This is a genomic window from Pseudomonas sp. BN505 (assembly GCF_029873175.1).
In the GTDB taxonomy this organism is placed as follows: domain Bacteria; phylum Pseudomonadota; class Gammaproteobacteria; order Pseudomonadales; family Pseudomonadaceae; genus Aquipseudomonas; species Aquipseudomonas putida.
On record NZ_SSOI01000067.1, the window covers coordinates 677,339 to 692,920 of the forward strand.

Sequence of the window (15,582 nt, forward strand, 5' to 3'; positions counted from 1 at the left end):
CTAGTCGCTATTGAGCTTCGTGCCGGGCCAATGCCCACTCCACATGCTCGCGCACCAGTTCTGATTCATCCTCGCGCCGGGCCTTCAGCGCCTCGATCACAGGAATGGTGGAAGGCGCATTGCCCAACCCCACCGCCAGGTTGCGCAAGAATCGCTCATACCCCGCCCGCCGCAACGGCCCGCCCTCGGTCTTGCGCAGGAAGGTGCGCTCATCCCACAGGAACATCTGCGCCAACTCGGCATTCTCCAGCCCGTGCCGCGGCTGGAAGTCCTGTTCCTGGCTGTGCTTGGCAAAGCGGTTCCACGGGCAGACGATCTGGCAGTCATCGCAGCCGAACACCCGGTTGCCCATCTTTGCGCGCAGCTCGACAGGGATCGCGCCTCTCAGCTCGATGGTCAGGTACGAGATGCAACGCCGCGCATCCAGCACATAGGGCCCGACAAACGCCTGGGTCGGGCAGATGTCCAGGCAGGCCTGGCAGCGCCCGCAGTGCTCGCTGGTAGTCGCTTCGTCCACCGGTAGCGGCAAATCGACAAACAGCTCGGCAAGGAAGAAGTAACTGCCCGCCTTGCGGTTGAGCAGAAGGGTGTTCTTGCCGATCCAGCCCAACCCGGCCTGTTCGGCCAGGGCCTTCTCCAGTACCGGCGCGCTGTCGACGAATGCGCGGTAGCCGAACGGGCCGATGGCTTCCTGGATGCGATCGGCCAGGAATTGCACGCGCTTGCGCACCAGCTTGTGGTAGTCCCGGCCCAGTGCATAGCGCGATATGTAGGCCTTTTCCGGCTGTGCCAGGCGCTGCGCCATCTGTGTGTCGCCGGACAGGTAGTCCATGCGCAGCGAGACCACCCGCACCGTGCCGGGAATCAGTTGGTCGGGGTGCGAACGCTTGCTGCCGTGCGCGCCCAGGTACTCCATTTCGCCCTGGTAGCCGGCATCGAGCCAGCGCTGCAGGTGGTGTTCGTGTTCGCCAAGGTCGACCCCGGCGATGCCGACATGGGCAAAACCGAGTTCCTGGCCCCAAATCTTGATCGATTGGGCCAGTTGGGCGAGGTCAGGTGTGCAGCTGGACATGGATGGGCAAGGCAATACGGGCTCAGGTGCGTATAATTCTGCCAGACATTGGAGCCTTTGACCCCATGCCGCAGACCAAACACCCCAGCCATGCCCCGCAACTGCTCAGCAGCGTGACCGTCGCGCACCTGCCGGCGCGACCTGTGAATGCCCATAAAGGCGACTTCGGCCATGTGCTGGTGGTCGGTGGCGACCTGGGCACAGGCGGCGCTGTGCTGTTGAGTGCTGAAGCCGCCCTGCGCTGCGGCGCCGGGCTGGTCAGCGTGGCGACGCGCCCTGAGCATGTGAGCGCGAGCCTGGCGCGTCTGCCCGAAACCATGTGCCTGGGCGTCAGCTCGGCCAACCAGTTGATGGGCGTGCTGGAGCGCGCCTCCGTGCTGGTGGTGGGCCCGGGGTTGGGGCAGGCGGCGTGGGGGCGTAGCCTGCTCTCGGCAGTGGCCAACGCCGAACAGCCGCAGGTGTGGGACGCCGATGCCCTGAATTTGCTGGCGCGTACCCCCCTGGCCCTGCCCAGTGGCAGCATCCTCACCCCGCATCCGGGGGAGGCGGCGCGGCTGCTGGGTATTTCCACCGAAGCGGTACAGGCCGACCGCCAGGGCGCTGCCCGCAAGCTCGCGCGCCGTTACAACAGCGTTTGCGTGCTCAAGGGCGCCGGCACCTTGGTGGCCGACCCGGCCGGGCAACTGATGCTGTGCGAGCGAGGCCACCCGGCCATGGCGGGCGCCGGCTTTGGCGATGTGCTCACCGGTGTGTTGGCGGCGTTGTTGGCCCAAGGGCTGGATGCCTGGCAGGCCGCTGGCCTGGGGGTGTGGTTGCATGCCTGTGCAGGCGAGCGGCTGGGTGTAAAAGGTAGAGGCCTGGCGGCCAGTGATCTGGCGCCGGTCATTCGTGAGTTACTGGAGGAGCATTCTGCGTGTCTGGCATAACCCTGTTTCTGGCCGATGAAGACGCCACGGTCAAGTTTGGCGCAGTACTGGCCGAGGTGACCGGCGGTCGCGGCGTGATCTTTCTCGAGGGCGACCTGGGTGCGGGCAAGACTACGCTTTCCCGAGGGCTGATCCGTGGCCTGGGCCATACAGGTGCAGTGAAAAGCCCGACCTTCACCGTGGTCGAACCCTACGAAATCGGTGAGGTTCGAGCCTTCCATTTCGACCTGTATCGCCTGGTCGATCCGGAGGAGTTGGAGTTCATGGGTATTCGTGACTATTTCGAGGGCGACCCGCTGTGCCTGTTCGAGTGGCCACAAAAGGGTGCGGGCGTTTTGCCAAAGCCTGACCTGACCATTACCATAAGCCCCCAAGCGGGCGGACGCTCGCTGATCCTTTCGCCGCAGGGGGCTCGCGGCGAGGCCTGGTGCATGGCACTGGCCAAACACTATAAACAGTAAGTGGGGTAGGTATGCGCATACGCGCACTGGTCGCCATCGTTGGGCTGCTGCTGACAACGGTGACCGTTGAGGCTCTGGCCGTCACTCAAGTCAAGAGCGTGCGCCTGTGGCGCGCGCCAGACAACACGCGGCTGGTCTTCGACCTGTCTGGCCCCGTGCAGCACAGCGTCTTCACCTTGAGCGCGCCTGATCGCCTGGTTATCGACATCAATGGCGCAACCCTGGCCGCGCCATTGAAGGTGGCCACCTCCAACACGCCGATCAGTAGCGTGCGTTCGGCCCAGCGCACCCCGACCGACCTGCGGGTGGTGGTCGACCTGAAAAAGTCGGTCACCCCGAAAAGCTTTACGCTGGCACCGAATGCGCAATACGGCAATCGCCTGGTGGTCGACCTGTACGACCAGGAAGCCGACGCCATTGCGGCCAGCGCGCCACCGCCGGCCCCGGCGCCTGTACAGACGCCGGCGACCACGCCAGCGGTGCCGGTGTCCCCGGCGCAACCGGCGATCAAGTTGCCGCCGGTACCAAGCGGCAAGCGTGAAATCGTGGTGGCCATCGACGCCGGCCACGGTGGCGAAGACCCGGGTGCCTCCGGTTCGCGCGGCCAGCATGAAAAGGACATCGTGCTGCAGATTGCCAAAGAGCTGCAGCGCCAGATCAACAGCGAAAGGGGCTTCCGTGCCGAGCTGACCCGTACGGGCGACTACTTCATTCCACTGCGCAAACGCACGGAAATCGCCCGCAAGAAGGGGGCTGACCTGTTCATCTCGATCCACGCCGACGCTGCACCGTCGCGGGCTGCCTTTGGCGCGTCGGTGTTCGCACTGTCTGATCGCGGCGCCACCTCCGAGACCGCGCGCTGGCTGGCCGACACGGAAAACCGTTCTGACCTGATCGGCGGTGCCGGTAACGTCAGCCTCGATGACAAAGACCGTATGCTGGCCGGCGTGCTGCTGGACCTGTCGATGACCGCCACGCTCAGCTCCAGCCTCAACGTGGGGCAGAAAGTGCTCGGCAACATGGGCCGTGTCACTTCGCTGCACAAACAGCGTGTGGAACAAGCCGGCTTCATGGTGCTGAAGTCGCCGGACATCCCGTCGATCCTCGTTGAAACCGGGTTCATCTCGAACAACAACGAAGCCGCGAAGCTGGCTACCGCCAGCCATCAGCAGGCCTTGGCCCGTTCGATCCATACCGGTGTGCGCCAGTACTTCCAGCAGAACCCGCCCCCGGGTACCTACATTGCCTGGCTGCGCGACACCGGCAAGATTGCCGCCGGCCCACGTGAACACACGGTGCGCCCAGGCGAAACCCTGGCGATGCTCGCCGTGCGCTACCAGGTCAGCGTGGCCAGCTTGCGCAGCACCAACAGCCTCAAGACCGATGAGCTGAAGGTCGGCCAGCGCCTTGATGTACCCGCTACAACCTTGGCCGCGCAATAATGAGTGGTGGTTCGCGCATTGAGCTGCTCAGCCCGCGATTGGCTAACCAGATCGCCGCCGGCGAGGTCGTCGAGCGGCCGGCCTCCGTGGCCAAGGAGTTGCTGGAAAACAGCCTGGACTCCGGTGCCCGGCGCATTGACGTGGAAGTGGAACAGGGCGGCATCAAGCTGCTGAAAGTGCGGGACGACGGCAGTGGTATTTCTGCTGACGATCTGCCTTTGGCCCTGGCGCGTCACGCCACCAGCAAGATCCGCGAGCTGGAAGACCTTGAAGGCGTGATGAGCCTGGGCTTCCGGGGCGAGGCGCTGGCTTCGATCAGCTCGGTGGCGCGCTTGACCATGACGTCACGCACTGCCAGTGCCAGCGAAGCCTGGCAGGTGGAAACCGAAGGCCGTGACATGACCCCTCGGGTGCAGCCAGCGGCGCATCCGGTGGGCACCTCGGTGGAAGTGCGCGACCTGTTCTTCAATACCCCGGCCCGGCGCAAGTTTCTCAAGGCCGAGAAAACCGAATTCGATCACCTGCAGGAAGTCATCCGCCGGCTGGCGCTGGCGCGATTCGATGTCGGCTTTCACCTGCGTCATAACGGCAAGAGCATCCTCAGCCTGCACGAGGCCCATGATGAAACCGCTCGGGCGCGGCGGGTGGGCGCCATCTGCGGCCCGGGCTTCATGGAGCAGGCGCTGCCGATTGACGTCGAACGCAACGGCCTGCGCCTGTGGGGCTGGGTCGGCCTGCCGACCTTCTCGCGCAGCCAGGCAGACCTGCAGTACTTCTTCGTCAATGGCCGTGCGGTGCGCGACAAGCTGGTCGCCCACGCTGTGCGCCAGGCCTACCGGGACGTGCTGTTCAATGGCCGGCACCCGACATTCGTGCTGTTCCTGGAGCTGGAGCCCAACGGCGTTGACGTCAATGTGCACCCGACCAAGCACGAAGTGCGCTTCCGCGAGGGGCGCTCGGTGCACGATTTTCTGTATGGCACGCTGCACCGCGCGCTGGCTGATGTGCGCCCGGAAGACCACTTGGCCGCGCCTGCCGCAATACCTGAGATGGTCCGCCCTACTGGCCAGCAGGCTGGTGAATTCGGCCCGCAGGGCGAAATGCGCCTGGCCTCGCCAGTGCTTGAACGGCCCCAGGCGCCGCAGCACGCGATTTCCAATGGCGGCAGTGGCGCCGGTTACCAGTATCAATACACCCCGCGCCCATCGCAGCCCGTGCCGGCCGCCGAGGCGCAGGCGGTGTATCGCGAGTTCTACAAACCGCTGGAAGAGGGAGCGGCACCGGTAACCACGCTGCCCGAAAGCCAGGGTGACATTCCCCCGTTGGGCTACGCACTGGCGCAGCTCAAGGGTATCTACATCCTGGCCGAGAACGCCGTTGGCCTGGTGCTGGTGGACATGCACGCTGCCCATGAGCGCATCATGTACGAGCGCCTCAAGGTGGCCATGGCCAGTGAAGGCCTTAGCGGCCAGCCGCTGCTGGTGCCCGAAACCCTGGCCCTGAGCCAGCGTGAAGCTGATTGCGCCGAAGAACATGCGCAGTGGTTCCAGCGCCTGGGGTTCGAACTGCAGCGCCTGGGCCCCGAGACCTTGGCGATTCGCCAGATTCCGGCCTTGCTCAAGCAGGCCGAGGCCAACCGCCTGGTGCAGGATGTGCTCGCCGACCTGATGGAGTACGGCACCAGCGACCGTATCCAGGCGCACCTCAACGAACTGCTCGGCACCATGGCCTGCCACGGCGCCGTGCGTGCGAACCGGCGCCTGGCAATCCCCGAAATGAATGCCCTGCTGCGCGACATGGAAAACACCGAACGCAGTGGCCAGTGCAACCATGGCCGTCCCACCTGGACCCAGATGGGCCTGGACGATCTGGACAAACTTTTCCTGCGCGGTCGATAAAATGAGCGGCAAGCCCCCTGCAATATTCCTGATGGGCCCGACGGCGGCCGGCAAGACCGACCTGGCTATCGAACTGACCAAAGTGCTGCCGTGCGAGCTGATCAGCGTCGACTCGGCGCTGGTCTATCGGGGCATGGATATTGGTTCGGCCAAGCCGTCGAAAGAAATTCTCGCCGCCCACCCGCACCGGCTGATCGACATCCGTGACCCGGCCGAGAGCTATTCGGCCGCGCAATTTCGCGCCGATGCCCTGGAAGCCATGGCCGACATCACCGCGCGCGGGAAGATCCCGCTGCTGGTGGGCGGCACCATGCTCTATTACAAGGCGTTGATCGATGGCCTGGCCGACATGCCTGCAGCTGACGCCGCGGTGCGAGCCGACCTTGAAGCCCAGGCCGAGGCGCTGGGGCTGGCCGAGCTGCACCGCCAGTTGGCTGAGATCGACCCGGAATCGGCGGCGCGCATCCACCCCAACGACCCGCAACGGTTGATTCGCGCGCTGGAGGTGTACCGCGTGAGCGGCGAGAGCATGACGGCTCATCGCCAGCGTCAATTCGCGGAAAGTCGCGGCGCAGACGCAGGCGCTGGCGGACATTTGCCCTATACTGTCGCGAGTTTAGCGATTGCTCCTACAGATCGTCACATTTTGCATCAGCGAATTGCGTTACGATTTTCGCAGATGCTGGAACAGGGCTTCATCGACGAGGTCCGATCGCTGCGAGCCAGAAGTGACTTGCACACCGGGCTGCCGTCTATACGGGCTGTGGGGTATCGGCAGGTCTGGGATTACCTGGATGGCACGCTGACTGAGAATGAGATGCGAGAACGCGGTATCATTGCGACCCGGCAGCTGGCCAAGCGGCAGTTCACCTGGTTGCGTGGCTGGCCTGATGTGCACTGGCTTGACAGCATGGCCTGCGACAATCTGTCCCGCACCTTGAAATACCTTGGGGCCATCTCCATATTGAGCTGAGTCCCTGCTGATTGCCGTCTATTCTTGCGACTGGGCGGCCTAATTTATCGATTTTCTTGATTTTCTATTATTTATCCTTACAGGAGTGCGGCATATGTCAAAAGGGCATTCGCTACAAGACCCTTACTTGAACACCTTGAGAAAAGAAAAGGTTCCGGTATCGATCTATCTGGTCAACGGCATCAAACTGCAGGGCTCGATCGAATCGTTCGACCAGTTCGTGGTACTGCTGAAGAACACCGTCAGCCAAATGGTTTACAAACACGCCATTTCGACCGTGGTGCCTGCCCGTCCGGTTCGCCTGCCAAGCCCGTCCGATTCCGACCTCGGCGACAGCGAGCCAGGCAACGCCTGATAGGAGCCTGCATTGTTCTTTGAGCGCCACGGTGGTGGTGAACGGGCGTTGCTCGTTCACTTGGAAGGTCAGAACCCTGAGGCGCGCGAAGATCCGCAGGAGTTTCGGGAGCTGGCACTGTCGGCCGGGGCGGATATCGTCTCGCTGGTGACCGTGACACGGCATCAGCCAACGGCCAAATACCTGATTGGCAGCGGCAAGGTCGAGGAATTGCACGACCTGGTCCATGCCGAACAGGTAGACCTTGTGATTTTCAATCACACCCTCACGCCCAGTCAGGAGCGCAACCTTGAACGAGTGTTCGAGTGCCGTGTGCTCGATCGTACCGGGCTGATCCTCGATATTTTCGCCCAACGGGCGCGTACCCATGAAGGCAAGCTGCAGGTCGAACTGGCCCAGCTTGATCACATGAGCACGCGGCTGGTGCGTGGCTGGACCCACCTTGAGCGACAAAAAGGGGGGATCGGCCTGCGTGGCCCGGGTGAAACCCAGCTCGAAACCGACCGCCGCCTGTTGCGGGTGCGCATTCGCCAGATCAAGTCACGCCTGGAGAAGGTACGCAGCCAGCGTGAGCAGGCGCGTCGCGGTCGCAAGCGCGCGGATATCCCTTCAGTGTCGCTGGTGGGTTACACCAACGCCGGCAAGTCCACGCTGTTCAACGCCCTGACCGAATCCGAGGTGTACGCCGCGGATCAGCTGTTCGCCACCCTCGACCCGACCCTGCGCCGGCTCGAGCTCAACGACCTGGGGCCGATCGTGCTGGCCGACACCGTGGGCTTCATTCGCCACCTGCCGCACAAGCTGGTCGAGGCATTTCGGGCTACGCTCGAAGAGTCGAGCAACTCCGACCTGCTGCTGCACGTGATCGACGCCCATGAGCCAGAGCGCATGGAACAGATCGAGCAGGTGCTGGCCGTGTTGGGCGAGATTGGCGCTGAAGGCTTGCCCATCCTCGAGGTGTATAACAAACTCGACCTGCTCGAAGATGTCGAGCCGCAGATCCAGCGCAATGCCGATGGCAAGCCTGAACGGGTCTGGGTATCGGCACGTGATGGGCGTGGTCTGGAGCTGGTTGGCCAGGCGATTGCCGAGTTGCTGGGGGATGATCTGTTTGTCGGTACCCTGTGTCTGGAGCAGCGTTTTGCCCGCTTGCGCGCGCAATTCTTTGCTCTGGGGGCCGTGCAGAGTGAAGAGCATGATGAAGAAGGGCGCAGCCTGCTGAGCGTGCGACTGCCCATGGTCGAACTGAATCGCCTGGTCAGCCGCGAAGGCATGGAGCCGCAAGTGTTTGTCGAGCAACACACTTTGCAATAAATGCTCGTCGAGGTCGCCGGGCAGCAGTGACAGGCATTCTGTAGCATTGGACGGCGCGCCGTGGGCGCGTCTTTGCTTTATCAGATGGAGAGCGCTATGGCTTGGAACGAGCCGGGTGGCAACTCGAACAATCAGGATCCCTGGGGCGGCCGCCGTGGTGGCGGTGGCGGTGGTGGTGACAAGAAAGGTCCACCGGATCTGGACGAGGCCTTCCGCAAACTGCAGGACAGCCTGAATGGCATGTTCGGCGGCAGCAAGAAACGTGGCGGCGGTGATCGCAATGTCGGCAAGGGCGGTGGCCTGGGCCTGCTGGGCATCGGCCTGGCGGTGCTGGCTGCAATCTGGCTGTACAGCGCCGTGTATGTGGTCGACGAGCAGGAGCAGGCGGTTGTGCTGCGCCTCGGCAAGTACTATGAGACGGTCGGTCCCGGCCTGAACATCTACTTCCCGCCGTTTGATCGCAAGTACATGGAAAACGTCACGCGTGAGCGTGCCTACACCAAGCAGGGCCAGATGCTGACCGAAGACGAGAACATCGTCGAGGTGCCGCTGACCGTCCAGTACAAGATCAGCAACCTGCAGGACTTCGTGCTCAACGTCGACCAGCCTGAGGTGAGTTTGCAGCACGCGACCGAGAGTGCACTGCGTCACGTGGTGGGTTCCACTTCGATGGACCAGGTGTTGACCGAGGGTCGTGAGCAGATGGCCGTGGATATCCGCGAACGCCTGCAGCGCTTCCTCGACACCTACCGTACCGGTATCACCGTTACCCAGGTCAACGTACAGAGCGCGGCAGCCCCGCGTGAAGTGCAGGAAGCCTTCGACGACGTGATCCGCGCCCGCGAAGACGAGCAGCGTGCCCGCAACCAGGCCGAGTCCTATGCCAATGGCGTGGTGCCGGAAGCCCGTGGTCAGGCCCAGCGCATCATCGAGGACGCCAATGGTTACCGCGACGAAGTCATCGCCCGCGCCAAGGGTGAGGCAGACCGCTTCACCAAGCTGCTTGCAGAGTACCGCAAGGCGCCTGACGTAACCCGTGAGCGTCTGTATCTGGAGACCATGCAAGAGGTCTACAGCAACTCGAGCAAGGTCATGGTGGCAACCAAGGACGGGCAGAGCAACCTGCTCTACCTGCCGCTGGACAAGATGGTCGAGGGCAGCCGCAGGCCGTCCGTGCCAACCACCAGCGTGTCGCCATCGGCCAATGATGCGGCCGCCCGTGCCGCGCAGGACATGCAACAGCAACAGCAGCCGCTGCGTACTAGGGAGAGCCGCTGATGAGCAATAGATCGCTGATCGCCCTGATCGCCGCCGTGGTCCTGGCCATCGTGGCATGGAACAGCTTCTACATCGTGTCCCAGACCGAGCGTGCCGTACTGCTGCGTTTCGGTAAGGTGGTCGAGGCGGATGTTCAGCCAGGCTTGCACGTGAAGATTCCATACGTTAACCAGGTGCGCAGGTTCGACGCCCGACTGATGACCCTCGACGCACCGACCCAGCGGTTCCTGACCCTGGAAAAGAAAGCGGTGATGGTCGACGCCTATGCCAAGTGGCGTGTCAAGGACGCTGAACGCTTCTACACCGCCACGTCCGGCATGAAGCAGATCGCCGACGAGCGTCTGTCGCGTCGTCTGGAAAGTGGCCTGCGCGACCAGTTCGGTAAACGTACCCTGCACGAAGTGGTTTCCGGTGAACGTGACGCGCTGATGGCTGACATCACTGCATCGCTGAACCGCATGGCCAACAAGGAGCTGGGCATCGAGGTGGTCGACGTGCGCGTCAAGGCCATCGACCTGCCGAAGGAAGTCAACCGCAGCGTGTTCGACCGCATGAGCACCGAGCGTGAGCGTGAAGCCCGCGAGCACCGTGCCAAGGGTAACGAGCTGGCGGAAGGTATCCGTGCCGATGCCGACCGTCAGCGCCGTGTGCTGCTGGCAGAGGCCTACCGCGAAGCAGAAGAAACCCGTGGTGATGGCGACGCCCAGGCGGCCGCTATCTATGCCAAGGCCTACAGCCAAGACGCTGATTTCTATGCGTTCCACCGTAGCCTGCAGGCGTACCGCGAGAGCTTCTCGAGCAAGAGCGACGTGATGGTCCTGGACCCGAAGAACGAGTTCTTCCGTTACCTGGACAAGAGCAGGCCGTGATGCTCAGGCCCTGATTTTCGTGCAGGGGCGCCCCGCCGGGCAGCTAAAACACCAGGCGGGGTGCATCCTGAATGAAAAGGGGTGTATGATGAGGCAGCCGGGAAATTTCCCGGCTTTTTTGCGTCTGAAAGGTTGATTGGCAAAGCGCCGGTTGACGGTTTGGTCAGCTCGCAAGGCAATTCGAGGGTATCGGGTACGGTGGCTGCGCTGGGATCAGTGCTGCCCGCTGCTGTGCGCGATACCGGCTTTACTGACGGCTCGCCTGCTGGCAAGCCGCCCGGACCAGAGGGGAAAAGGCGTAATGGCAACGGTAGACCGCTGGCTGCTGCCAGATGGCATCGAGGAAGTACTGCCACCTGAGGCTGCGCGCATCGAGATCGCGCGCCGTCAGGTGTTGGACCTGTTCCAGAGTTGGGGCTACGAGCTGGTCGTCACCCCGCATATCGAGTACCTGGAGTCGCTGCTCACCGGCGCCGGCCAGGACCTGGATCAGCGCACCTTCAAGGTAGTGGACCCGCAGTCCGGCCGCCTGATGGGCTTCCGCGCCGACTTCACCCCGCAGGTGGCGCGCATCGACGCCCACACCCTGCGCCGTGAAGGCCCGAGCCGCCTGTGCTACGCCGGCAGCGTGCTGCACGCCCAGCCGCGTGCACTGTCCACCTCGCGCAGCCCGATCCAGCTGGGCGCCGAGCTGTATGGCGATGCCAGCCCGACCAGCGACGTGGAAGTCATCAGCCTGATGCTGGCCACGCTGCAACTGGCCGATGTGCCGGACGTACACATGGACCTGGGCCACGTCGGTATCTACCGCGGCCTGGCCCGTGCTGCCGGCCTGTCCGGTGCGGTCGAGCAGCAGCTGTTCGATGCCCTGCAGCGCAAGGCCGTCGATGAGGTGCAGGCGCTGACCGCCGACCTGCCGAAGGACCTTGGCAACATGCTGCGCGCACTGGTCGAGCTGTGCGGTGGCCGTGAAGTGCTGGCCGAAGCCCGGGTGCGCCTGGGCCGTGCTCCGGCCGGCGTGCTGGCGGCGCTGGACGACCTGCTGTCGATCGCCGATCGCCTGGCGTCGCGCTTCCCGGACCTGCCGCTGTACTTCGACCTCGGCGAGCTGCGCGGCTACAACTATCACACCGGCGTGGTGTTCGCCGTGTTCGTACCGGGCGAGGGTCAATCGATCGCCCAAGGCGGGCGCTACGACGACATCGGCGCCGACTTTGGCCGGGCACGCCCGGCCACCGGTTTCTCCACGGATTTGAAGACCCTGGTCACACTGGGGCGAGCGGAGGTCGTATTGCCAACGGGCGGCATCTGGATGCCGGACAGTGGCGACGCGGCCCTCTGGCAGCAAGTCTGCCAGTTGCGCAACGAGGGCCAGCGTGTGGTCCAGGCCCTGCCTGGCCAGCCGTTGAGTGCTGCTCTCGAGGCGGATTGTGATCGGCAATTGATTCAGCAAGACGGGCGCTGGCAGGTTCTGCCGCTGGCCCAGTGAGTTTCTGCGTCGGCAACAGGCCGGCAACCAAGTTTGCGTGAATGAGGACCAATGTAATGGGTAAGAATGTCGTCGTCCTGGGCACCCAGTGGGGTGATGAGGGCAAAGGCAAGATCGTCGATCTGCTGACCGAACATGCTGCCGCCGTAGTGCGCTACCAGGGGGGCCACAACGCGGGTCACACCCTGGTGATCAACGGTGAAAAGACCGTTCTGCACCTGATTCCGTCCGGCATCCTGCGTGAAGGCGTACAGTGCCTGATCGGCAACGGCGTGGTCGTTGCCCCGGACGCCCTGATGCGCGAAATCACCAAGCTGGAAGAGAAGGGCGTACCGGTGCGTGAGCGCCTGCGCATCTCCCCGGCTGCACCGCTGATCCTGTCGTACCACGTGGCCCTGGACCAGGCCCGCGAAAAAGCCCGTGGCGAAGCCAAGATCGGCACCACCGGCCGTGGTATCGGCCCAGCCTACGAAGACAAGGTCGCGCGCCGCGGCCTGCGTGTGGGCGACCTGTTCCACCGCGAGCGTTTCGCTGCCAAGCTGGGTGAGCTGCTGGACTACCACAACTTCCAGCTGGTGAACTACTACAAAGAGCCGGCCATTGACTTCCAGCAAACCCTGGACGAATGCATGGCCTACGCTGAACAGCTCAAGCCGATGATGCTCGACGTCACCGCCGAGCTGCACAACCTGCGTCGCGCCGGCAAGGACATCATGTTCGAAGGTGCCCAGGGCTCGCTGCTGGACATCGACCACGGTACTTACCCGTACGTCACCAGCTCCAACACCACCGCTGGCGGTATCTCCACCGGTTCCGGCGTTGGCCCGATGTACCTGGACTACATCCTGGGTATCACCAAGGCCTACACCACTCGCGTGGGTTCCGGTCCGTTCCCGACCGAACTGTTCGACGAGACCGGCGCTACCCTGGCCAAGCGTGGCCACGAGTTCGGCTCCACCACTGGCCGTGCCCGTCGTTGCGGCTGGTTCGATGCCGTCATCCTGCGTCGCGCCATCGACGTCAACAGCATCTCGGGCATCTGCCTGACCAAGCTGGACGTGCTGGACGGCCTGGAAACCATCAACATCTGCGTTGGCTACAAGAACGAGAACGGTGCTGTCATCGACGCGCCTTCCGATGCCGACAGCTACATCGGCCTGGAGCCGGTGTACGAAGAGATGCCAGGCTGGAGCGAGTCGACCCTGGGTGCAAAAACCCTGGAAGAGCTGCCGCAAGCTGCGCGTGACTACATCAAGCGCATCGAAGAGCTGGTCGGCGCGCCGATCGACATCATTTCGACCGGCCCGGACCGCAACGAGACCATCGTGCTGCGTCACCCGTTCGCCTGATCCGCCCTCCAGGCTGATCTGACGCCGTGGCCCTGAAAAGGGCCGCGGCGTTTTCATTTGTGGGGTATGCCTGCATTGGCCCTATCGCCGGCAACCCCCCTTGCTGAACCATGGCGTTTATCCCTGCTGCCTCCGGCACAACCCTTGCTGTAAGAAGTTTCTGAAGATGCCATCAGAATAGTGGCGCCAGAAAACACGAGGGTTACACCGTGTCTGCCATCCTCTCACTGTTACGAAGCCGCCTTTTGCGGCCTGTGTTTGTTGCCCTTGGTATCGCTCTTTTGGTGCAGGTGCTGGTTGCCGTTGCGCTTACCCGAAGCACGGTCACTGCCCTCGAGGCCGACCTTGGCGAACGCCTGGGTAACGATAGCCGACAGCTGGCCAATGACTTGGAGCAAGCCGGGCAAGATGTGCGCTCGGGCCTCGACGGCCTGTCCAGCAGCACCCGCCAGCGCCTGAGCGCCGGGTTGTCGGAGCGCCTGCAAAGCGAACAGCAGCAACTGCGCAGCACCTTGGAAAAGAACCTGAAGGACTCCGCCAACGACATGGCCGAGCTGCTGGCTTCGGTTGCCCCGCGGGCGATCTGGGACAACGATGTGCCAGTGCTCTCCGACTTTGCCCGGCGTGCCCAGCGTAACCCCAACGTGCTGTTCGTGGTGTACGACGATGCCCAGGGCCAGCACCTGACCCGTTACCTGAACCGGCAAAACCCGATCAACCAGGCTTTGATGGACAAGGGCCAGGGCGAGCGTGCGCTGGACAAGGTGATCAATGCCGCGCGCCACGACCCGGCGGTGTACTTTGTCGAAGCTTCGATCAACCCCAATGGCGCAGAAATCGGCAAGGTGGTGATGGGGGTTTCCACGGCGGGCATCGACCAGGAGCTCAAGGCCCTGGACCAGCGCTTCGCGGCGCTGATTGCCAGCGGTGAGCAACTGGTTGGCGACAGCTTGGTGGGTGCCGCAGCCGACAGCGGCAAAACCCTGCGTGAGCGCCTGGAGAAGGCGCAAGGCAGTGCTGCAGCGATGCAGGCCAATACCGCACAGACTGTGCGCGATGCCGCTGCCGAACTGCGCTGGCGTATTGGCCTGGGCCTGGTGCTGGTCGGCCTGGGTGTGCTGTTGGTGGTGGCCGTGGTGCTTGGCCGCCGAGTGCTGAGCAAGCTGCGCCTGCTGATTGCTGCCCTGGACGACCTGGCGGCGGGCGAAGGTGACCTGACCAGGCGCGTGCCGCTCGACAGCCGCGACGAAATTGGCGACATGGCTTCGGCGGTGAACCGCTTTGTCGACAAGCTGCAACCGATCGTGCGGGAGGCGGGCGAGGTGGCGCAGCGTACCGGTGTCGAGATTGGCGCGATGGCCCAGCGCAATGCCGGCGCTGATGCGGCTGCGGCACTGCAACGCGATGAAGTGGCAGCCAGCCTGCGCGACCTTTCGAGCATGGCGGACGAGGCTCAGGCTGAAAGCCATGCCATGCAGGCGGCGTTGCAGCAGGTGGTGGACATTCGCCAGGCGACCGATGAGAACAGCCGTTCCTCGACGCAACTGGCGAGCCTGATCGAGAACCTTGCCGGGCAGGTCGAATCGGGCTCTCAGGTGATCGAGCGCCTGGCCAAGCAGAGTGAGCAGATCGAAGTGGTGCTGACGGTGATCCACGGGATTGCCGAGCAGACCAACCTGCTGGCGCTGAACGCGGCCATTGAAGCCGCCCGGGCAGGTGAGACCGGGCGCGGGTTTGCCGTGGTGGCCGATGAGGTGCGGGCGCTGGCGAGCAAGACGCAGAGCTCCACGGGGGATATCCAGTCGCACATCGCGGCGCTGCAGAAAGGCGCCAAGGAAGCCGTGGCGACCATCAGCCAGGCCGGGCTCAAGGCCAGCGAAGGGCTGCTGGTACTGCGTGATAACGAGCGCCGGCAGCAGTCCGTGCAGGCGGCGGTGGAGCAGGTGCATGCGGCCATTGGCCTGGCCACCCGTGCAGCCGAGCAGCAGGCGAGCGGGGCGCAGGCAGTGCGTGGTCGGGTGGAGACTATCCATGCCCAGGCTGAGCGCTCGGCCGAAGTGGTGATGCAGACCACGGCGAGCAGCAAGGTGCTGGATGACCTGGCCGCGCAATTGCGGGCCAGCCTGGGGCAGTTTAGAGCTTGAGATGGGGTGTCG

13 protein-coding genes are annotated in these 15,582 nt (G+C 63.7%); 12 read left to right on the forward strand and 1 reads right to left on the reverse strand.

Annotation, left to right across the window (positions count from 1 at the left end):
* Positions 1–7: 7 nt before the first annotated feature.
* Positions 8–1,072 (reverse strand): tRNA epoxyqueuosine(34) reductase QueG, encoded by a 1,065-nt coding sequence (gene queG, locus E8E78_RS25505; RefSeq protein WP_041167908.1) that lies wholly within the window; start codon positions 1,070–1,072, stop codon positions 8–10.
* A gap of 65 nt (positions 1,073–1,137) precedes the next feature.
* On the opposite strand from queG, the gene E8E78_RS25510 reads away from it, so the two are divergent.
* The 12 genes from E8E78_RS25510 to E8E78_RS25565 all read left to right on the forward strand — a co-directional run bounded on the left by E8E78_RS25510 (position 1,138) and on the right by E8E78_RS25565 (position 15,570).
* On the forward strand, positions 1,138–1,998 hold the full coding sequence (locus E8E78_RS25510; protein ID WP_016501887.1) for an NAD(P)H-hydrate dehydratase: 861 nt from the start codon (positions 1,138–1,140) through the stop codon (positions 1,996–1,998).
* Positions 1,986–2,459 carry a tRNA (adenosine(37)-N6)-threonylcarbamoyltransferase complex ATPase subunit type 1 TsaE gene (tsaE, locus tag E8E78_RS25515; RefSeq protein ID WP_049276265.1) on the forward strand — a complete coding sequence of 158 codons (474 nt, stop codon included), beginning with the start codon at positions 1,986–1,988 and terminating at the stop codon, positions 2,457–2,459. The genes E8E78_RS25510 and tsaE overlap by 13 nt, the downstream gene beginning before the upstream one ends.
* Before the next feature lie 11 nt (positions 2,460–2,470).
* Positions 2,471–3,901 (forward strand): N-acetylmuramoyl-L-alanine amidase, encoded by a 1,431-nt coding sequence (locus tag E8E78_RS25520; RefSeq protein ID WP_016501885.1) that lies wholly within the window; start codon positions 2,471–2,473, stop codon positions 3,899–3,901.
* Positions 3,901–5,799, forward strand: coding sequence for a DNA mismatch repair endonuclease MutL (gene mutL / locus E8E78_RS25525; RefSeq protein ID WP_049276264.1), 1,899 nt, complete (start codon positions 3,901–3,903; stop codon positions 5,797–5,799). Before E8E78_RS25520 ends, mutL begins: the two co-directional genes overlap by 1 nt.
* 1 nt (position 5,800) lies before the next feature.
* Entirely contained in the window at positions 5,801–6,772 is a 972-nt protein-coding gene (gene miaA / locus E8E78_RS25530; protein WP_059394430.1) for a tRNA (adenosine(37)-N6)-dimethylallyltransferase MiaA, read from the forward strand.
* Positions 6,773–6,866: 94 nt separating this feature from the next.
* Entirely contained in the window at positions 6,867–7,127 is a 261-nt protein-coding gene (gene hfq / locus E8E78_RS25535; RefSeq protein ID WP_016489445.1) for an RNA chaperone Hfq, read from the forward strand.
* Positions 7,128–7,139: 12 nt separating this feature from the next.
* Entirely contained in the window at positions 7,140–8,441 is a 1,302-nt protein-coding gene (gene hflX / locus E8E78_RS25540; RefSeq protein ID WP_016501882.1) for a ribosome rescue GTPase HflX, read from the forward strand.
* A 96-nt stretch (positions 8,442–8,537) separates the two neighbouring features.
* Positions 8,538–9,719: an FtsH protease activity modulator HflK gene (gene hflK / locus E8E78_RS25545; protein ID WP_049275649.1), complete on the forward strand. Its 1,182-nt coding sequence runs from the start codon at positions 8,538–8,540 to the stop codon at positions 9,717–9,719.
* A complete protein-coding gene (gene hflC / locus E8E78_RS25550; RefSeq protein WP_049275648.1) occupies positions 9,719–10,588 on the forward strand; it encodes a protease modulator HflC in 870 nt (289 codons plus the stop codon). The genes hflK and hflC overlap by 1 nt, the downstream gene beginning before the upstream one ends.
* A 301-nt stretch (positions 10,589–10,889) precedes the next feature.
* Positions 10,890–12,077 carry an ATP phosphoribosyltransferase regulatory subunit gene (locus tag E8E78_RS25555; protein WP_016501880.1) on the forward strand — a complete coding sequence of 396 codons (1,188 nt, stop codon included), beginning with the start codon at positions 10,890–10,892 and terminating at the stop codon, positions 12,075–12,077.
* Between the two features lie 56 nt (positions 12,078–12,133).
* Positions 12,134–13,426, forward strand: a complete 1,293-nt coding sequence (locus E8E78_RS25560) for an adenylosuccinate synthase (RefSeq protein WP_016489441.1) — start codon at positions 12,134–12,136, stop codon at positions 13,424–13,426.
* A gap of 209 nt (positions 13,427–13,635) precedes the next feature.
* Positions 13,636–15,570 (forward strand): methyl-accepting chemotaxis protein, encoded by a 1,935-nt coding sequence (locus tag E8E78_RS25565; protein WP_049275647.1) that lies wholly within the window; start codon positions 13,636–13,638, stop codon positions 15,568–15,570.
* Positions 15,571–15,582 lie beyond the last annotated feature (12 nt).